The sequence below is a fragment of the Bifidobacterium callitrichidarum genome (assembly GCF_003129905.1).
GTDB classification, from domain to species: Bacteria; Actinomycetota; Actinomycetes; order Actinomycetales; family Bifidobacteriaceae; genus Bifidobacterium; species Bifidobacterium callitrichidarum.
Genome location: NZ_QFFM01000009.1, coordinates 37,181 through 56,205, shown reverse-complemented (window position 1 = coordinate 56,205; position 19,025 = coordinate 37,181). Strand labels below are relative to the sequence as shown.

Here is a 19,025-nt window from a genome sequence, read left to right as displayed (position 1 = left end):
ACTACGCGCTCGAATGGCCGATCGTTTTCAGCAACTTTCGACATATGCTTCCGGCCTACTGGCGCGCTGTTCAAAATAGCCACTTCGCAGTCTAGGTCATCGACGGGATGCCCGCATACGGAGGCCGGCGTGTCCCAAGCCGCGCCGCGCAACGTACTGTACAGCACGCCCAGCCCGCATGCCCGCATACCCGTGATAAACACCGAAAACACTTCGGGGCGCGACCCGGAAATCCAGGCCGCGCCCCGAAGTGCGATGAAAGGAAGAAAAGGAGAGAGAAAGGAAATCGTGGCGTGCAACCCGTGGCGTACCGTTTCGTTCCGCGGCCGGTCTCGGCAGTGAAGACCGGCCGCGTACGGAACCGGAAGGCTGCTCGCCTATTCAGTTATGCATATTCAGTTATCGATATTCAATTATTTTTCAGTTGTTCTTCAGTTATGCCGGTTTTCGGTTATGGTCGGCTATTTTTTCTCTCCGACCGCCATCACGGCGCGCTGCAGCACCACGAAGACGAGGATCATGAGGCCGATCACGATGGTGGTCCATTCGGCCGGCACGCCAAGGTCGGTGGTCAGCGGGTCGAGGATGGAGCGGACCAGTGCGCCGAGCACAGAGCCGAGCACGTAGCCGAAGCCACCGGTGATGATCGTGCCGCCGATGACCACGGAGGCCACAGCGTCGAGCTCCCAGCCCACACCCACGGTGTTCTTGGCGGAACCGATGTTCGCGGTGTACACGATGGAGGCCAGGGCGGCCAGCGTGGCAGAGGTCAGGTAGATGATGTACTGCGTGCGCTTGACCGGCAGACCCATGAGCTCAGCGGAGGAGCGGGAACCGCCGATGGCGTAGATGGTGCGGCCGGTACGGGTGTGGTGCAGCAGGATGTAGCCGAACACCACCACGAGCAGGGCGATGATCACGCCGACGTTGATGGTCAGATCGTGGGAGATCTTCGGGCGATCGATGATCTTGATCTCGGCGGAGATGATGTTGAAGTTGTTTCCGTCGGGGAAGGTCAGGGAATCGGTGGAGATGATGGAGGCGAGACCACGGGCCAGGAACATCGTCGACAGCGTGGCGATGAACGGCTGCATGTTGAACTCCTCGATCAGCGTGCCGGCCAGCAGGCCGAACACGGCGCCGATGAGCAGCATGATGATCATGACCAGGACGGAGGGAACTCCAGCGTTGGCGAGCTTGAGGCCGACCACTGCGGTGATGGCCACGATGGCGCCCACGGACAGATCGATGCCGCCGGTCAGAATCGGCAGGGTCATGGCCACTGCCAGGATGATCAGGTAGGCGTGGTCAATGAACAGGGAGGAGACGAAACCGAGGCGCAGGTAGGTGCCGAACATCGCCTGGCCCATGATGATCATGAGGATGAAGATCACCACGGCCGCGAGGGTCGGAATCATCTGGCGATCGATCTTGAAGCCCTTCTTGGGAGCCTTCACTTTGTTTGCCGTAGCTGTTGTCATGCTGCCACCGCCTTAGCTTGAGCCTTGAGCGCGCGCTTACGCTTCATTTCCGCGCCCAGGTTATGAATCTTCGGAGCCTGCATCACGCAGATCACGATCACCACGATGGCGAAGAAGGCCGGGGTGGCCTCGGCGTTGATGCCCAGGGTGATGATGGTCTTGCGGATCATGGCGATAATCACGGCGCCGACAGCGGAGCCGGCGAGAGAGAACTTGCCGCCGAGCAGCGAGGTTCCACCGATAACGACTGCCAGGATGGCGTACATCTCGAGGTCCTGACCGGTCTTGACCACGTCCACGCGCATCACGGATGCGGTGGCGAACAGGCCGGCGATGGCCGCGAGGAAGCCGGAGATGGCGTACACGAGGAAGAGGATCTTCCTCGGCTTGATGCCGGTCATGCGGGAGGCTTCCTGGTTGATGCCCACGGCCTCGATCATCATGCCCATGGCGGTCTTGCGGCACAGCAGGCCGACGAGGATCACGATGACCAGGGCGATCACGAAGTTGGCCGGAATGCCGAGGATGAAGCCATTGGCGAGCCACTTGAGCGGTTCGTTGCCGGCCACGGCGGAGGCGTCCGTGTTCTGGCCGGAGGTGATCACCTTGGCCATACCACGGCCGGCGAGCATCATGATCAGGGTGGTGATGAACGGCTGGAGGCCGAGCAGGGAGACCAGCGCACCGTTGATGCAGCCGATGGCGAGACCGACGGCGAGGGCGATGAGGATGGAGACCCACACATTGGTGCCATGGGACAGGGTCTGCATGGCGGCGGCGCCGGCCACGGCCATCACGGAACCGACCGAAAGGTCGATGCCTGCGGTGGAGATGACCAGGGTCATGCCGGTGGCGATCATCAGGTAGCGGGCGGATTCCTGCAGCATGGTGATCAGCGGGCCGGCCAGGCCGCCGGTGTTGTCGTTCCAGCTCAGAGCGAGGAAGTCATGCTGGAAGATGGTGCAGACGATGACCAGGAGGATGAACGCGAGCACCGACCAGGTCAGGTTGTTGCTCAGCAGCTTCTTGACGAGGGCGTTGCCCTCTTCCTTTGCCTTTTCAGCCATCTCATGCCTCCTTTCCGGTGTTCACGTTGGTGTTGGCGATGGTTTCGACGATGGTCGCCTGGGAGACGGTGTCGTCGTTTTCGATTTCTGCAATCTTGTGGCGATCCTTGAGGACCTCGATGTCGTCGGACAGGCGGACCACCTCTTCCAGCTCGGAGGAGATGAAGACCACGCCCATGCCCTTGGCGGCCAGGTCGAGCACGACCTGCTGGATTTCGGCCTTGGCGCCGATATCGATACCACGGGTCGGCTCGTCGAGGATCAGGAGCTCGGGGTGCGTGGCCAGCCAGCGGCCGATCAGCACCTTCTGCTGGTTACCACCGGAGAGGTTCTTGATCGGGCGGTCCGGATCGGCCGGGCGAACGTTGAGTTCCTTCATGTACTTGTCGACGATGGCGTCCGCTTCCTTCTTCGGAATCGGCTTGAACATGCCGCGGGTCGCCTGCAGGGCGATGAGCATGTTCTGGCGGACGGTCAGGTCGCCGATGATGCCCTCATCGCGGCGGTTCTCGGTGGAGTAGGCGATCTTGTTCTTCAGGGCGGTGTACGGATCGGAGATGTTGACCTGCTTGCCGTTGAGCTCGTAAGTGCCCGAATCCGGCTTGTCGGCGCCGAACAGGAGGCGGCCGAGCTCGGTACGGCCGGAGCCCAGCAGGCCTGCGAAGCCGACGACCTCGCCGGAGTAGATGTCGAGGTCGACCGGGTTGATGGTGCCCTTCTTGCCCAGGCCCTTGACGTCCACGATCGGCTTCTCGCCGGACTTGATCTCGCGGCGGGCCTTCTTGGCGCCGATCTGGGACAGCTCGGCGGCGGACTTGCCGATCATCATGCCGATGAGCTCGTCACGCGGGGTGTCCTTGGTCATGACCTCCTTGATGAACTTGCCGTTACGCAGAATGGTCAGGCGGTCGGTGATCTCGTAGATCTGATCGAGGAAGTGGGAGACGAAGAGGATGGCCACGCCCGAGTCACGGACCTTGCGCATGATCTTGAACAGATCCTGCACCTCGTTCGCGTCCAGGGAGGAGGTAGGCTCATCGAGGATGAGCACCTTCGCGTTGATGACCATGGCGCGGGCGATGGCCACGAGCTGCTGCATGGCGATGGAGATGGAGCTCAGCGGGGTGTGCGGGTCGATGGCCTCGAGGCCCATCTGGGCCAGGTAGGTCTTGGCGGCCTCGTGGGTCTTCTTCCAGTCGATGCCGAACGGGCCGCGCTTTTCGTGGCCCAGCATCACGTTCTCGCCGACGGAGAGGTTGGTGCACAGGTTCACTTCCTGGTACACGGTGGCGATGCCGGCGTTCTGAGCGTCCAGGGTGCCGTTGAACTGCTGCGGCTTGCCATCCACCAGGATGGTGCCGGCGTTGATCTTGTACACACCGGTCAGAGCCTTGATCATGGTGGACTTACCGGCGCCGTTCTCACCCATGAGGGCGTGGACTTCGCCCGGGTAGAGGGTCAGATCGACACCGTCCAAAGCCTTGACGCCCGGGAATTCAATCGTGATGCCCTTCATCACGACGATAGGGGTTTTGTCTGTCATGTCTTTGCCTTATCGAGAAGGGGTTTGTTATCGTTTTGTGATATTTGAGCCAGACATGAATGATGGTGTGGAGGAAGCGATTCCTCTCACACCATCACTGCTTGTTTGGTTCAGTTATCGATTGTGCTGCTGATGGCCTTCAGTGGCGGATCAGTAGGCGCGGGAGCCGTTGTCCAGGGCTTCCTTGGCGCTGGCGGCGTCGAAGGTCTTGGACTCGATCTGGATGTCCTTCTCGACGGTCTTGCCATCGAGGTAGTCCTTGACGGCCTGAGCGGTCTCCTTGCCGAAGATCGGGTTGTACTCGATCACGAAGGAGAGGTCGCCGTCAACCAGGGCCTGCAGGGCGTTCTTCGTACCATCGATGGTGATGATCTTGACCTTGCCCTTGAGGCCGGCAGCGTCAACAGCCTGCGCGGCGCCGAGGCCCATCTCGTCGTTCTGGGCGAAGATGAACTGCGGGTTCTCAGACTTGTACTTGTCCAGCAGGCCGGCGGTCACGGTCTTGGCCTCATCAGTGGACCAGTTGGCGGACTGAGACTCGAGAACCTTGATGTTGGAGGCGACCTTGTCGGACCAGCCGGTGCCACGATCCTTCACCACGGACAGGCCGGCGGGGCCTTCCAGGATGAAGCCGTTGGCGCCGTCCGGGAAGCTCTTGTTCACGAACTCGGCGGCCTGCTGGCCAGCCCACTCGTTGGACGGGCCGATGTGGGAGACGATGGCCTTCTTGGCCTCGGAGTCCTTGACCTCGACGTTACGATCCACGGTGAAGACCGGGATCTCGGCCTCGGCGGCCTTCTTCAGGGAGTCATCCCAACCGGAATCCTCGGTGGAGGACAGGATGATGGCGTCCACTTCGTCGTTGACGAACTTGTTGAATGCCTGAATCTGCTTCTGCTGATCGTTGTTCTGGGTCGGCGAGTACTGCAGGTCGAAGCCGGCGTCCTTGAACGCGGCCTTGATGTCGTCCTCGTTGGCGGTACGGAAGCCGCCCTCAGGACCGACGGCCACGAAGCCGACGACCTTCTTACCGGAATCACTGGAACCACCGTCACCGGAATTGCTAGAACCGCAGGCGGCGACGCTCACAAGCGCGGCGGCGGAAGCAACGAGGGCAATGGCCTTCTTCCAATTCTTCATGAATACTCCTCCTCGAGCAGTTTTCCTCTGAGTGATCGTTCACTCACATTGATGGAAGCTTCTTTGATGTTTTCCATCGACAATCTCTAGTATGGTGTGAACGCTCCCAATGTTCAATAGTGAGCGATAACAGTTTGGTAACAGCTCTATAACGGTTTGATAACAGTAGTGCGAAACCGCAGGAATCCGCCGTTTTGCGGCGTTCAAGCGGGACATAATAGTGTGTGGTTGCGCGGTGGCATCTGCCGTCCGGGCACCGGGCGACGAAGTTGCCGCGTAGAGATAACAAAGCACCGAACAACGGTTCATGTAAGAAAGGTGAGCTATGGATACCGTGTTTCTCATCATCAAGCAGGTGGAGGGCGTCAAGCACCTGGCCGGCGTGGCCGCCACAATCGGCGATGCGGCCAAGCTGCTGGCCAAGTGGGAGCCCGAGTGCCCGGACAACTTCAACTTCCTGGGCACCAAGGAGGAATATGGCGTGACCCGCCACCTGTTCAACATCCCGTTCAACATGGAATACCTCATCTACGAGGTCCCGCTGAACTCCGAAGTGCCTGCCGAGCTCTTCAAGAAGGAATACGGCGGCATCTGATCCGGTCTTCCGTTCCGTTCGCCGTTTTCGGGGCCTGTGCTTGGCGGTTCTCTTTCGGACCGCTGGGCACAGGCCCTTTCGCGTATCTGCGGGCCGGTGCGCAATCGGGCGGTTTAGTCGGGAATCCACCCCTGGCCGATATCGCCTCCAGCCAGTCCCAGAACACGGATCGCACCCTTCCCGAGGTCGTTCGAGTACAGAAAAGCCCGTTTCTGGATTCAAATGACCGCGAAATGCCTTCCCGGAGGTCCTTTGAGTATAGGAATGAGTCCCTTCTGTACTGAAACGACCGCCAAACAGGCGATTTGCGGTCTTTTGAGTACAGGAGATAGCCATTTCTGTACTCAAAGGACCGCGAATCCCTATCCCAACGACCGCCTCCCGCCTACTGCGCGCCGAGGGCGGTGACTTGGCTGTCGGCTATGGACCAGGAGCCGTCGAGGGAGCCGGAGACGGAGCGGACCGTGCCTTGCGTGTCGAGCACGGCGAGGCGGCGGTACAGGCTAATCTGGCCGGAGGCCATGGCGGCCACGGTCACGTCGGGCAGGCGCTGCACCTGCGAGGGGCCGGGCACCACCTGACGGTATGCCTCCTGACGGTTGTCATCGTCCTGGGGAAGCGTGGCATACACCAGGTTGAGATCGTTGTAGAACGTGAGCATGCCGACGTTGCGGGTGAGACTCACCGTGGTGACGCCTTTGCCCAGACCATCCACCGTGTTGCTCGAATCGCGGGACACGCCAGTCATCTCCACACCGTTGAATCCATCGCCCACCACGGCCAACGCAAGACGCGCGCCTTCAGGCGAAACGGCGACCGCCGTAATGCGGTCCGTGTTTCCGAGCCAGTCGGGTTGCAGCTTGGTCTCCTTGCGATCATGGGAGACGTACAACGTGCGCCCGTCTTCATCGACCGCCCAGATCTCGCCGCCCAGTCCGGCCGTGATGGCCTTCATCGGCTCGCCATCGAACATGGCGCCGCAGACCGAGCCATCCGATTCAAGGCATTCCACCACACCGTCCGCGCGCAGCACCGCGCCGCCGGAGGAGGAGAACACGAATCCCTTGGCGTCGTCGTAGCCCGGCACGTCGCCCATGCGCAGCGGGCTGGAGCTGGCCAGCGAGACCACATGGCCTCCGGTCAACGTGTATACGCCCACATTGGGCTGGTCGGCGCCGAGTTTCACGTCGGAATCGGCGTCGGAGTAATCCACGCCATCACCGGTGACCTTCAGCGTGTATCCGGTGTTGCCGTCCCCCAGAGTCAAGCGGATGCGGTGCACGAGCAGCGCGCGTTCCTCACTGGTGAGCATGGTGACGCCGCTGGTGAGCTCCACCGTGACCGCGCTGTCCTTCAGGGGCACCGAGTCCACAGCCAATGAGATGGCGCCGAGTTCGGCCTCATGCACCGTGCCGGACAGCCAGCCGGGTACATCGCCCAGCACCTCATTGACCGCCTGCGTGCGCCAGTTGCGCCAGCTGAGCCATCTGACGTCCGGGACGAGCTGTTTACCGGATTTGGCCACCTGGTACACGGAGACCTGACGGAACACCTGTTCGAAGTCCGCGCTGGAGATCACCACGCCGTCTTCCAGCGAGGAGATGCGCCACTGGCCCTTCGTTTTGATGAGCGTGTAGGAGATCGTGCGGGTTTTGCTGCTGTCCGCGGGCCGGTAGATGCCATGCGAGTCGAGCAGGCCGACCGCCTGCAGACGGACCTCCACGATCAGCGAGCTTTCCGCCCCTTGCGGCGCGCTCATCGTGTTGGCGCGGCGGCGGAATTCCGGGGTGCCGCCATACACCACGGCCGCGGAGTCGCCGTTCCAGCTGGCCGAGGCGGCGGAGGTCAGGAATTCGCGGGCCACACGGTAACCGTCGGACTGCACGCCGGCGGGCATGGCGTCGTAGAAGCCCTTGACGATGGTTTCCGGCTGGGCGTCCTCGGACGGCCCTTCCGGGTTGGTGTACACGCGGCGGGTCTGTTGCTCGGCGGGTGCCAACGTTTGCACCGCGCCTTTGGTGGGCAGGCCGAGCGGGCCGGTGGAGCACGCGGTCAGGGTGAACCCGCAGGCCACGGCCATCAGCGCCGACGCCAATCTGGTGGCGATGTGTCGCGTCATCGCGCCCCTCCCGTCTTCAGGTCATCGCCGTGGCTCTGTCCGGCTCCGGCATCCGTTTCCGTCGTCGCATCGGACCGTAAACCGGCATTACCGACACCACCAACACCACTGGCGTCGTCGGCTGTACCGTTCGTATCCCCTACGGTATCCACCGAACCGTTCCGCGGATCACGCCGGACCTCCCTCGATTCGACGTCACCGGCAGCGCGGCTCTGCGCCACGCCGAACCCGCCGACCACGCGCAGCACGTCCGGTTGCGCGGACGCGAAATCGACCGGCATGTCGGCATCCGCGACGCGCCCGGTACTGGGGTCGCGCGGCAGCATCACCAGGAACCAGGTGCCCTCCCCCAGCTCGGAACGCACCCGGATGGTGCCCTGGTGCAGCAGCGCATCGGTCATCGCGATGGACAGGCCCAGGCCCGTACCTCCGGTAACGCGCGAACGCGAGGGATCGCCTCGCCAGAACCGGTCGAACACATGCGAAACCTTGTCCTTCTCGATACCCACGCCGTAGTCGCGCACGCTGATGACCACGGCCTTGCGGTTGGCGGCGATGCGCACCTCCACAGGCCGGTCCTCGGCGAAGTCCACGGCGTTGGCCAGAAGATTGCGCACAATGCGAATCACACGCCGCGAGTCGATGCGGGCCAGCACCTGCACGTTCGGCAGATAGACGTGCAACGGCACCTGCTTGGCCTGCGCGATGCCGGTCACCTGTTCCACGGCCGTCTCGATCGGCTCGCGCACGTCGGTATCCACCAGGTCGAGCGCAGCATAACCGGCGTCGTACCGGGAGATTTCGAGCAGGTCGGCGAGCAGGTCCTGGAACCGATTGATCTGGCCGGACAGCAGTTCCACCGTACGGCGGGCGGACGGGTCGAACTCGTCCTTCTTCATCTCCAGCAGGTCGGAGGCCATGCGCATGGTGGTCACCGGGGTGCGCAGCTCGTGGCTCACGTCCGAGACGAAGCGTTTCTGGGAGACGCTGGCCTCCTCCAGTTCGTCAATCTTCTGGTTAAGCGAATCGGCCATGGCGTTGAACGACCGCTGCAGCACGCCGATCTCGTCCTTACGGTTCACGTCCACGCGCGTGTCCAGATCACCGGAGGCCAGCGTTTCGGCGGCAGAGGCCACGTATTCGATGGGCCGCACGATGCCGCGAATCACCATCCACATCACCACGCCCACCGCGATGGCCAGCAGCGCGCAGATGGCGAGCAGGTTGAGCTGGATCTGCATGAGCGACTGTTCCTGAAGCGTGTACGAATAGATGGCGAAGAACTCCAGGTTGCCGGCCACGCCGAATTCCAGCGTGGTGCCCAGGGCCGCGCCGGGTGTGCCTGAGCCGGGCAGGCCGGGCGTGCCCGATTCGATGGGTAGGTTCACCGGCTGGTAGAAGATGTTGTCGTCCACGTCGGAGGCCACGGCGGAGCGTAGGTCGTCCGAAATCAGCGATTCGTAGCTGGGTTCGGTGGAGACGGGGATGATGGAGCGCGGCGAGGAGGTGTCCCGGCTCCACAGATAGACTCCCACCAGGTTCGAGGAGCCGTCCGATTGGAGCGTGGAGGCCAGGTCGTTGACGAGCTGTTGGATCTGCACGGTGGCGGAGACGTCCGCCGCGTCCAGGCCGGTCTGCGCCTGTTGGACCATGTTCGAATAGTCCGCGCGCGATTGCGAGGTGATCTGCGTGAGCAGCGAGGCGCGCACCGAGACCATGGAGACCATCGAGAACACGACGGCCACGGCCAGCGTGAGGATCACGGTGAGCGCCACCGTACGGGCCTGCAGGGAGCGCCGGACCTCGGCGCGACCGTGGCGCAGCAGCCGTTTGAAACTGAAGCTGCGGCGCAGTTTCGGCACGTTCATCAGCTCTCGGGGGTCACGAACTTGTATCCGATGCCACGCACGGTCTGGATGATCTGCGGGTTCTCCGGGTCGTCCTCCACCTTAGCGCGCAGACGCTGCACGTGAACGTTGACCAGGCGCGTGTCTCCGGAGTTCTCATAGCCCCACACGTTCTTGAGCAAGGTGGAACGGCTGATGGCCTCTCCCGCGGCGGCCGCGAGTACGAACAGCAGCTCGAACTCCATCGGCGTGAGGTTGAGATCCTTGCCGTCCTTGGTGGCGGTGTGCTCCAGACGGTCGATGACGATGCTGCCGCGTTCCACGTGGTTCACGGGTTCGGCGGGCGTGCCGTTCGCCCCCGCACCGCCCGCGGCACCGGAACCCTCAGCGGCCGGGCGCGCGATGCGGAACCGGGCGCGGATGCGGGCCAGCAGTTCGGCCACCTTGAAGGGCTTGGGCACATAGTCGTCCGCGCCGGCCTCGAGACCGGCCACCACGTCCAGCGTGTCCGATTTGGCGGTGAGCATGATGATCGGCACGTTGGAGGTCTGACGGATGCGGCGGGCCACCTCGGTGCCGTCGAGTCCGGGGAGCATTACGTCCAGCAGAATAAGGTCGGGCTGGACGGTGGGGAACATCTCCACGGCCCGCAACCCGTCCGTGCAGGTCACGGTCTGGAAACCCTCGTTTTCCAACACCAGAGACAGCATCTCGCCGATGGCCTGATCGTCGTCCACAATGAAAATGGTCGCCATTGCCCGCCTTTCATCGAATGTCCGTCCGCCCGCTTGCACCACCTGCGCGCGAAAACCGCTTTCCCTCAATCACGGAACGTTGTGAGCGTTCTCACCCACGTTCTTTACCACTTCGTTATATTACTCCCCCTCCCGCTTCGGCCGGGTTCTTGTTCGGTCTTCCGGCTGGGCTCCCGGTTGCGTTCCCCGCCGGCTTTCGCTGTGCAGGATGGGTCGGATGCGGGATAGCCGTTGGCTTACCTCATGCTCGTAGCCGCGGTCGTTGGGATGGTAGTACTCGGTGCCGCGCAGCACCTCCGGCATGTATTCCTGCGGAGCCACGGCACCGGGCCAGTCATGGGCGTACTTGTACCCCTCGTGATTGCCCCACTGCTTCATGAGCTTGGTGGGCGCGTTCCTCAAATACAGCGGCACCGCGCCGATCTTGCCGCCGTCCACGTCCGCGAGCGCGGCGTTGATGGCGTTGTAGCTGGCGTTCGACTTGGGGGCCGTCGCCACGGCGATAGTGGCCTCCGCCAGGATGATGCGTGCCTCGGGCATGCCGATCATGGCTACGGCCTGCGCGGCGGCCACCGTGACCTGCAGGATCTGCGGGGCGGCGAGCCCCACCTCCTCGGCGGCGGCAATCATGATGCGCCGGGCGATGAACCGCGGATCCTCGCCGGCTTTGAGCATGCGGGCCAGGTAGTGGATGGCGGCGTCCGGGTCGGAGCCGCGCATCGATTTGATGAACGCGGAAATTACGTCGTAATGGTCGTCACCGTCTTTGTCGTAACGCACGGTGGCGGTGTCCATGACTTTGGCGACGACTTCCGGGGTAATGATGGGCCGGCGTGCGCCTTTTTTGCGGGCTTCGTCGCCGGTGACGGCGCCGGCCGCCGCCTCCAGGATGGTCAGGGATTTGCGCGCATCTCCCCCGGCCATGCGCACGATGTCCGCCACGGCCTCGTCCGTGGCCTTGACCTCGCCTTTGAGCCCGCGTTCGCTGGTCAGGGCACGTTCGACGAGTTCGGTGAGCTCATCCGGCTCCAATGATTCGAGCTTGACCACCACCGAACGGGAGAGCAGCGGTTTGATGACCGAGAAGCTCGGGTTCTCGGTGGTGGCGCCGATGAAGGTCACATCCCGGTTCTCCACGGCGGGCAGGAGGGCGTCCTGCTGCGATTTGGAGAAGCGGTGCACCTCGTCGATGAACAGCACGGTCTCCTGCCCGGAGGCCACGAGCCGTTCGTGGGCGCGGTTCAGTACGTCGCGCACGTCCTTGACACCGGAGGTCACGGCGGACAGCTCCTCGAACACGCGGCCCGACTGACCGGCCACGATGGTGGCGAGCGTGGTTTTACCCACGCCGGGAGGGCCGAAGAGGATCACCGAGCTTGGGGCTGTCAGGCTCCCCCGACTGGCCGGGTTGGCGAGCCGGCGCAGCGGACTGCCTTCGCCGAGGACGTGTTTCTGGCCGATCACCTCGTCCAGCGTGCGCGGCCGCATGCGCACGGCGAGCGGCCGGGTCATGCTCTCCGGCGCGTCCGTGGCCCCAAACAGATCGTTCTCAGTCATGGTATTCACTGTACCGCATGAGTCGAACATCCGTTCGAGAGAGGGATCGGCCTGCGGCCGATGCAGTGCTTTCCGCAGGCTGCGCTCGCTCCGCTTCTCTCCCCCACCCGCTTCGCGGGAGCCCCCTCGTCAGAGGGGGCCAAGAAACTACACGTATAAGACTTCGGCTCCCTCTGACGAGGGAGCTGGACGCCGCAGGCGGACTGAGGGAGAGAAGCGGAGCAGGCATAGCCTGCGGAAAGCCCAGCATCGGCCGCGGGCCGATTCCGCTACCTCAATTCCCCACCTTGTAGTCATAGAACACCACTTCGCCGCTTTCCTGCGTGGCGTCCAAATCCACCACACCTTCGATGGCCCAGTCGTGGTCGCCGTCGGAGTCGTCGATGATCTGGCGCACCTTCCACGTGTGTTCGTCGCGTTCGTGGGAGTCGTCCAGCATGAACAGCTTGGGCGAGCGGGCGGCTGCATCGATGCCCACGTATTCATGCTCGTCGTAGTAATCGTCGAGCGCGTCCTCCCATTCGTGCACGCCGTAGCCCCAGTCCTTGTCGAGCGCGCCGAGCGCGTCGGGGTCGTCCAGGTCCATGAGCTGCACGCGGCGGAACAGGGCGTTCCTGACCAGCACGGTGAGGCCTCGGCGGTCCTCGACCACCTCGTCGCGGCGGCCGGGCGCGGCGAGCGAGGCAGCTGCCTCGGATGCGTCGGACGAATCGGCGCCGGCGTTCTCCCACTCGTCCACCAGCGAGGAATCGATGGAGCGCACAAGCACTCGCAGCCAGGCGATGATGTCCTTGAGCTGTTCGTCGCGCTTCTCGGGCGGCACGGTGCGGGCCAGCGTGCGGTAGGCGTCCGAAAGGTAGCGCAGCAACGTGCCTTCGGAGCGGGCGATGTTGTACCGGGCGATGTACCCGGTGAAGTCGGAGGCGGTCTCCACCATGTCGCGCACCACGGATTTGGGGCTCAGGAAGTAGTCGTTGGCCCACGGCACGTCATGGCGGTACTGGTCGAACGCGGCTTCGAGCATGTCCTCCAGGGGCTTCGGATAGGTGATCTCCTGAAGCTTGTCCATGCGTTCGTCGTAGTCAAGACCATCCGCCTTCATGTCCGCGAGCGCCTTGTCGCGGGCGGCGCGTTCCTGGGCGCGCAGCACCTGCTTGGGGTCCTCCAGCGTGGCCTCGGCCATGGAGATCACGTCGAGCGCGTACGTGGGCGATTCGGGGTCGAGCAGTTCAAGCGCAGCCAGCAGGAACGGGCTGAGCGGCTGGTCGAGGGCGAAGTCGTCCGGCATGTCAAGCGTCATGTAGTAGTTCTTGCCGCCGTCGGCGCGATCCTCGGTCTCGATGACCTCCGTGTCGAACAGGGTCTGGAAAATCTCGTCGGCGCGCTGGTGCAGGTGCTCCTTCTGGTCGGGGGTCTGGGCGGAGTCGTCGATGAGATCGTCGATGCGGCGTCGGGCGTCGCCGCCCTGCTCCACTTCGTTGAGCACCATCGAATGCGTGATCTTGAGGTGCGGGACCAGGGTCTCCGGATCGGCGTCGATGAGCTTGTCGAACGTGTTCTCGTTCCATGTCACGAAGCCCTCGGGGGCCTTCTTGCGCTTGACCTTCTTGAGTTTCTTCGGGTCTCCCCCGGCCTTGGCAATGGCCTTCTGGTTCTCGATCTCGTATTCGGGGGCCTCGGCGATCACCAGACCCTCGGTGTCGAAGCCCATACGGCCCGCACGACCGGCGATCTGGTGGAACTCACGGGCCCTCAGACGCCGCATCTTGGTGCCGTCGAACTTGGTCAGGGCGGTCAGAACCACCGAATGGATCGGCACGTTGATGCCCACGCCGAGCGTGTCCGTGCCGCAGATCACCGGCAGCAGGCCCTGCTGGGCGAGCTGTTCGACCAGACGGCGGTAACGCGGCAGCATGCCGGCGTGGTGGATGCCGACTCCCGTGCGCAGCAGTCGTTGCAGGATCTTGCCGAACGCGGTGGTGAACTTCACACCCTTGATGGCCTCGGCGATGGCCGTGCGCTGCTCCTTGCTCGACACACCGGTGGAGGCGAGCGCCTGCGCGGTCTCCAGGGCGGCGTCCTGCGAGAAGTGGACCACGTAGATGGGTGTCTCGCCGTTGCGGAAGGCGAGTTCCACGGTCTTCTCCAGCGGGTCGAGCGTGTATTCGTAGCTCAGCGGCACCGGGCGGGGCGCGTCGGCGATCACATCCACGTCCGGGGTGTCGTTGAGGTCGGCGAGCTTGTCCGCGATGGCGTCCACGTTGCCGAGCGTGGCGCTCATGAGGAGGAACTGGGTCTGAGGGAGGGTCAGCAGCGGCACCTGCCATGCCCAGCCGCGTTCCGGGTCGCCGTAGTAGTGGAATTCGTCCATGGCCACGAGGCCCACGTCCGCGTGGACGCCCTCGCGCAACGCCTGGTTGGCGAGGATCTCGGCGGTGCAGCAGATGATGGGCGCGTCCGCGTTGATGTGGCTGTCACCGGTGATCATGCCCACGTTGTCGCGGCCGAACACCTCCACGAGGTCGAAGAACTTCTCGGAGACGAGCGCCTTGATGGGGGCCGTGTAGTAGGAGCGACGGCCGGTGCACAGGGCGGCGAAGTGCATGCCAAGGGCCACCAGCGATTTGCCGGAACCGGTGGGCGTGTTGAGGATCACGTGGTCGCCGGCGAGGATATCCATGATGGCCTCCTCCTGGTGGGGCCAGGGTTCGATGCCCTTGACATCCGCCACCCAGCCGAAGAAGCGTTCGTAGATGTCGTCGGCCGTGAGGTTGCGTTCGCGTTCGTCGCCGTCCCATTCGGGGGCGAGACGCCCCAGGGAGCCATAATCCTTCTCGTCAGTCATAATCCCCTAGCTTACTAGCGGACCCTGCGCATCCCTACGCGCCGGCGAGACGGCGACGGGCCTCGGCGGGGTCCACGTTCGTCTCCAGCGGCGGCCAGGTCATGTTCATGTTCTTCAGGGTGGTGCGCAGCAGTTCGGAGACCACGGCACGGGAATACCAGCGGTTGTCGGCCGGGACCAGGTACCACGGGGCGGCGGCCGTGCTGGTCTTCTCGAACACCTCCTGCCAGGCGTTCATATAGTCGTCCCAGCGTTCGCGCGCATCCAGGTCGGAGACGTCGAACTTCCAGTATTTGGTGGGGTCCTCGAGACGGCTCAGGAAGTGCCGTTTCTGCTCCTCCCGACTCACCACGAGGAAGATCTTGATGATGGCGCAACCGGAGACAGCCAGATCACGCTCGAAAGCGTTGACGAGGTCATACCGTCCGCGCCACACGTCCTCGGGATACGTGCCGTATACGTGCGGCATGACGATGTCCTCGTAATGCGAACGGTCGAACACCGCGATCCAGCCGGGGTCGGGCAGCTCGCGCTCCACGCGCCACAGGAACCCGTGCTCCAGTTCCTCGGCGGTGGGTTTGCCGAAACCGTGGTAGTGGATGCCCATCGGGTCACCCTGCCGGAATACGTGCCGTACGATGCCGCCCTTGCCGGAGGCATCCATGCCCTGCAGCACGATGAGCAGCCGGCGCGGTGATCCCTTGACGCCGTTGGCGTACATGAGCCGCTGATACCGGGCGATTCCGGAGGAACTCAGGTCGATGAACCGCTCGCCGTCGAACTTGTCGCCGTCGAATCCGGGGGTGGACCCGCCATCCACATCGCTCACGTTCACGCCGTGATGGAACATGAGCCGTTGCGCCGGCGGCAGCGACCATACGTCGCTCAGCAGTTCGCTCGACTTCGCCGCGTTGGCGAGCCGTTCGGCCACCGTTTCGCTTTCCTCGATCATGCCGATGCGGTCCTCGGCGAGCTTCAGCGCGCGGTCGATGCGTTTGCCTTGCTTGCCGCCCGACTTTCCGGATTTGCCGTCACGCTGCGTTTTCTTGTCTTCCTTGACCATGCCATCGATTGTACGTCCCGTTACGGGGCATGTCCCGCCGCGCTGGGCCGCCCCACCGCATCAGTCCGCACGGCAGCAACGGCACGGCGCTCGATTCACCGGGCTCCGTGGCGGCGCACGGTGGTAAGGGCGAGGCCGATGCCTGCGGCCGCCACGGTGGCGATGACGGCGGCGATCAGTGCGGATCGCTGCGCCGTATGCAGAGTAGCAAGGTCCGGTCCGGCCGAGGCAGCGGAATGTTCGCCGGCGAGCGCGTCAGAGGCCGGGTGCGCTCCCCTGTTAGCGTATTGCGCATTGACCACTTCCGGACCGGCAAGCGTCACCTGGTCCGCGGTCTCCACCTTGACCACGTCGCCCTGCTCGTTCAGGGTCACGCGGGCGCACAGGGCCTTGGCCCAGTTGATGCGCTGCCAGCCGTCGCTTGATTTCCACAACGGATAGCCGGAATCGAGCGCGGTGGCTTTGAGGATGGCGTTGCGCTGGTCGGCGTGCAGCTGCGGGTAGGCGATGCGCAGCACGTCCGCCGCGCCCTTCGGTGCCGTGAAGTCCGCGCCGGCCTGGGATGTAACCTGTGGGAAGGTGTACGTCATGCGGGCCGTGTACACGCGCACGGCCGATCCCTGGTCCTTGACCGGTTCGGTGGCTACGGGGTCGAGGAAGTCGTTGGTGTAGCCGCCCGTGCCGTTGGCCTTGAGGTTCGCGATGCATTCGGCAAGCGTGGAGCCGTGGCCGTCGGCCGCGCAGCGTTCGGTCAGGTAGTCGCGCAGCTGCCGGGCGGCGGGGATGATGGACGTGGCGTATTCGTTATGCCAGTACTGGCCGTTCTGGGCCGAGGCGCCGATGCGCCCGCCCATGATGTCGAGTGGATAGTGCACGCCGAGCACGATGCGGTTGTTGCCGGCTTCGGAGGTGCGGGCCATGATCTGCGGCGCGAGTTCGGGCAGGAGTCCCGCCAGTGCGATGCCCCACGAGTAGGCGCCCGTGGTGTGGCCAGAGGGGTAGGAGCTGTTCTTCTGGAGCGTGGAGTAGCCGGGGATGTGTTCCAGCCAGGAGGGCGACTGCTTGATGTCGAGCGTGGAGGGCAGGCCGGCGAGGTCGTTGGTGCCGCCGAGTGTGCTTTGCGAGCGATCCAGGTAAGGGCGCGGGTGCATGGCGGCGCGCTTCGACTGGAAGGTGGAGGCCACGTTGAACTTGAACAGGTCGGAGATGAGGTTAAGCCGCCCCTGCTTGAACCCATCCTTCATGTACTGGCCGAGCACCGGGCCGAGCGCGTCCGGCATGGTCTCTTCACCCAGTAGGTCGGAGTCGACAAGGGCGCGCTTGCGCTGGCTGTTGAGTCCGTCCTTGTCAAGATTTTCGGCGCCCAGGTGGTTGATTTTGACGGCCAGGTCCTCGTCGAGCTTCATGGTTTTGGCGTCGAGCACCTTGCCGCCGTGCGTGGCGTCCTTGGGGGCCTGCCAGTAGTCCTTCTCGTAGTCGGAGAGGAGCGCCACCCAATCGGGGTTCGGCAGGTTCGTGGTTTTGCCGGACGCCGCGACGGCAGGTTCCGCGGCCTGCGCCTCAACTGGGACCACAGCCGCCGCAAGTCCCAGCGGCATCAGCAGGGCCACGGCGAGCACGCATACGAAAATGGAGGATAGGTTACGGAACAGCTTCATGTGTTCCAACCTATCCTCCGTACAGGTACGTAGCCCGCGCACGAACCGAACACTCGGTGAACTCTTCGTGCCGGCCTAGCATGCGGCTAGCGCATCGCCGTCAGACCGTCAGATCTTGGAATGACCTCCGAGATTCGTATGACCCTTGCCGATGTCGTTGCCGTGCTTGAACGTGCGCTCGACCTTCGGCATCGGATCGGTGTGACCGGCATGGCCGCCGTGATCCTCTTCGGTGCCGTTGAGCTTGGCACCCTTGGGCTTGCGCTTCTGCTCGGACTTGCGGAATGCCGGGAATTCGCCGGTTTCCGGGTCGATCTGCGAGTCAGGCTGCGTGGGATCGTAGCCCTGCTCGTACTTGGTCTTGCGCCAGTTGCGGATGGAGGCGTTGGTGCCGCGGTGATGCACGTGGTACTGGCGCGGCGCGCCGCCGAACGGCAGCTCCTCGACTTCCTTGGCCACGGCAATCTGGTTCACGTTGGAGGCGTCGCCGGCGGCGATCGGCGCGACGGGCTCGGGCTCGGCGGGCGCGGCCGTACGCTGCTGCATGCGCTCCGGCAGCCATTCGGCCAAGCGCGAGAGCAGCCAGCAGGCGATGAAGTAGATCACCGCGGCCATGACCAGCGTCTGCAGGATGTTGAAGTACATCGAACCAAGTCGGCGGGATTCCTGCAGCAGGTCGGTGTACATGATGATCGAACCGAGGGCGGTGTCCTTGAGGACCACTACCAGCTGGGTCACGGCGGCCGGCAGCATGGCGTAGACGGCCTGCGGCACCTCAATCTCCATCAGGGACTGCGATTCGGTCAGGCCCAGGGCGAGCGAGGCCTCGCGCTGGCCGTTGGGCAGGTTGCCCACGCCGGAGCGCACGAGCTCGGCCACCACGGAGCCGTTGTAGAGCACGAGGGCGAGCACCACGGCCCAGTAGGAGGGGCTGGGCAGGCCCGCGAACGCGAACCAACGCCAGAAGAAGATCATGAGCAGCAGCACGGGCACGGCTCGGCAGAACTCGACGATGATGGCGGACACGCCGCGCACCAGCGGGTTCGGCAGCAGTCGTCCCACGCCGAAGACCAGACCGAACGCCACGGCGCCAATCACGGCCACGATGGTGGCTTTGACGGTCATCCACAGGCCGGGCAGGTAGAAGTCGGTCCACGCCTCGCGTTCCACGGCGGGCTTCCACAGCTCCCAGCTGAGCTGGTTCTCGCCGTCCGGCGGGTTATGCAGCCGCATGAGGATGAGGACGAGGACCACGGCGAAGATCAGGCCCGCGATCCAGTTGAGGATGCGGATGGTGCGCCGGCCCTTGGGACCGGGCGCGTCGAAGAGCACGGAATTCGAAGTATCGGCCATGA

12 protein-coding genes and 1 pseudogene are annotated in these 19,025 nt (G+C 63.9%); 1 reads left to right on the top strand and 12 read right to left on the bottom strand.

The window, feature by feature from the left end; translation table 11 throughout:
• Positions 1-461: 461 nt before the first annotated feature.
• The 4 genes from fruG to fruE form a co-directional block, all read right to left on the bottom strand.
• Positions 462-1,481, bottom strand: a complete 1,020-nt coding sequence (gene fruG / locus DF196_RS05340; RefSeq protein WP_109056850.1) for a fructose ABC transporter permease FruG — start codon at positions 1,479-1,481, stop codon at positions 462-464.
• Complete coding sequence (fruF, locus tag DF196_RS05335; protein WP_109056849.1) at positions 1,478-2,548, bottom strand: fructose ABC transporter permease FruF; 1,071 nt, start codon at positions 2,546-2,548, stop codon at positions 1,478-1,480. Before fruF ends, fruG begins: the two co-directional genes overlap by 4 nt.
• A gap of 1 nt (position 2,549) precedes the next feature.
• The gene (gene fruK, locus DF196_RS05330) at positions 2,550-4,091 is read right to left on the bottom strand and encodes a fructose ABC transporter ATP-binding protein FruK (protein ID WP_109056848.1); all 1,542 of its coding nucleotides are present in this window, start codon (positions 4,089-4,091) and stop codon (positions 2,550-2,552) included.
• A gap of 150 nt (positions 4,092-4,241) precedes the next feature.
• Positions 4,242-5,231, bottom strand: coding sequence for a fructose ABC transporter ATP-binding protein FruE (gene fruE / locus DF196_RS05325; RefSeq protein WP_109056847.1), 990 nt, complete (start codon positions 5,229-5,231; stop codon positions 4,242-4,244).
• Positions 5,232-5,556: 325 nt separating this feature from the next.
• On the opposite strand from fruE, the gene DF196_RS05320 reads away from it, so the two are divergent.
• Complete coding sequence (locus DF196_RS05320) at positions 5,557-5,826, top strand: hypothetical protein (RefSeq protein WP_109056846.1); 270 nt, start codon at positions 5,557-5,559, stop codon at positions 5,824-5,826.
• Positions 5,827-6,211: 385 nt separating this feature from the next.
• Here DF196_RS05320 and DF196_RS05315 read toward each other — a convergent pair whose 3' ends face one another.
• From DF196_RS05315 to DF196_RS05280, 8 genes and pseudogenes are all read right to left on the bottom strand, one after another.
• Entirely contained in the window at positions 6,212-7,945 is a 1,734-nt protein-coding gene (locus DF196_RS05315) for an LpqB family beta-propeller domain-containing protein (protein WP_109056845.1), read from the bottom strand.
• Positions 7,946-8,100: 155 nt separating this feature from the next.
• Positions 8,101-9,813 (bottom strand): annotated as a pseudogene (gene mtrB, locus DF196_RS05310) (MtrAB system histidine kinase MtrB); the annotation flags it as partial.
• Positions 9,813-10,547 (bottom strand): MtrAB system response regulator MtrA, encoded by a 735-nt coding sequence (gene mtrA, locus DF196_RS05305; protein WP_109056844.1) that lies wholly within the window; start codon positions 10,545-10,547, stop codon positions 9,813-9,815. The pseudogene mtrB and the gene mtrA, both read right to left, overlap by 1 nt.
• Positions 10,548-10,667: 120 nt before the next feature.
• Positions 10,668-12,104, bottom strand: coding sequence for a replication-associated recombination protein A (locus tag DF196_RS05300; RefSeq protein WP_241519598.1), 1,437 nt, complete (start codon positions 12,102-12,104; stop codon positions 10,668-10,670).
• A gap of 274 nt (positions 12,105-12,378) precedes the next feature.
• Positions 12,379-14,949 (bottom strand): DEAD/DEAH box helicase, encoded by a 2,571-nt coding sequence (locus DF196_RS05295; protein ID WP_109056843.1) that lies wholly within the window; start codon positions 14,947-14,949, stop codon positions 12,379-12,381.
• Positions 14,950-14,983: 34 nt separating this feature from the next.
• Positions 14,984-16,012 carry a PPK2 family polyphosphate kinase gene (locus DF196_RS05290; RefSeq protein WP_109056842.1) on the bottom strand — a complete coding sequence of 343 codons (1,029 nt, stop codon included), beginning with the start codon at positions 16,010-16,012 and terminating at the stop codon, positions 14,984-14,986.
• Between the two features lie 95 nt (positions 16,013-16,107).
• Positions 16,108-17,670, bottom strand: a complete 1,563-nt coding sequence (locus tag DF196_RS05285; RefSeq protein ID WP_170114984.1) for an acid phosphatase — start codon at positions 17,668-17,670, stop codon at positions 16,108-16,110.
• Positions 17,671-17,778: 108 nt separating this feature from the next.
• The gene (locus tag DF196_RS05280) at positions 17,779-19,023 is read right to left on the bottom strand and encodes an amino acid ABC transporter permease (protein ID WP_109056840.1); all 1,245 of its coding nucleotides are present in this window, start codon (positions 19,021-19,023) and stop codon (positions 17,779-17,781) included.
• Between the last annotated feature and the right edge of the window lie 2 nt (positions 19,024-19,025).

Bases quoted from the DNA above. Each gene is read 5' to 3' on its own strand.
- DF196_RS05280 (WP_109056840.1), bottom strand. From the start codon at position 19,023: ATGGCCGATACTTCGAATTCCGTGCTCTTCGACGCGCCCGGTCCCAAG.
- DF196_RS05290 (WP_109056842.1), bottom strand. From the start codon at position 16,012: ATGGTCAAGGAAGACAAGAAAACGCAGCGTGACGGCAAATCCGGAAAG.
- mtrA (WP_109056844.1), bottom strand. From the start codon at position 10,547: ATGGCGACCATTTTCATTGTGGACGACGATCAGGCCATCGGCGAGATG.
- DF196_RS05295 (WP_109056843.1), bottom strand. From the start codon at position 14,949: ATGACTGACGAGAAGGATTATGGCTCCCTGGGGCGTCTCGCCCCCGAA.
- fruG (WP_109056850.1), bottom strand. From the start codon at position 1,481: ATGACAACAGCTACGGCAAACAAAGTGAAGGCTCCCAAGAAGGGCTTC.
- DF196_RS05300 (WP_241519598.1), bottom strand. From the start codon at position 12,104: ATGACTGAGAACGATCTGTTTGGGGCCACGGACGCGCCGGAGAGCATG.
- fruE (WP_109056847.1), bottom strand. From the start codon at position 5,231: ATGAAGAATTGGAAGAAGGCCATTGCCCTCGTTGCTTCCGCCGCCGCG.
- DF196_RS05315 (WP_109056845.1), bottom strand. From the start codon at position 7,945: ATGACGCGACACATCGCCACCAGATTGGCGTCGGCGCTGATGGCCGTG.
- DF196_RS05285 (WP_170114984.1), bottom strand. From the start codon at position 17,670: ATGAAGCTGTTCCGTAACCTATCCTCCATTTTCGTATGCGTGCTCGCC.
- fruF (WP_109056849.1), bottom strand. From the start codon at position 2,548: ATGGCTGAAAAGGCAAAGGAAGAGGGCAACGCCCTCGTCAAGAAGCTG.
- DF196_RS05320 (WP_109056846.1), top strand. From the start codon at position 5,557: ATGGATACCGTGTTTCTCATCATCAAGCAGGTGGAGGGCGTCAAGCAC.
- fruK (WP_109056848.1), bottom strand. From the start codon at position 4,091: ATGACAGACAAAACCCCTATCGTCGTGATGAAGGGCATCACGATTGAA.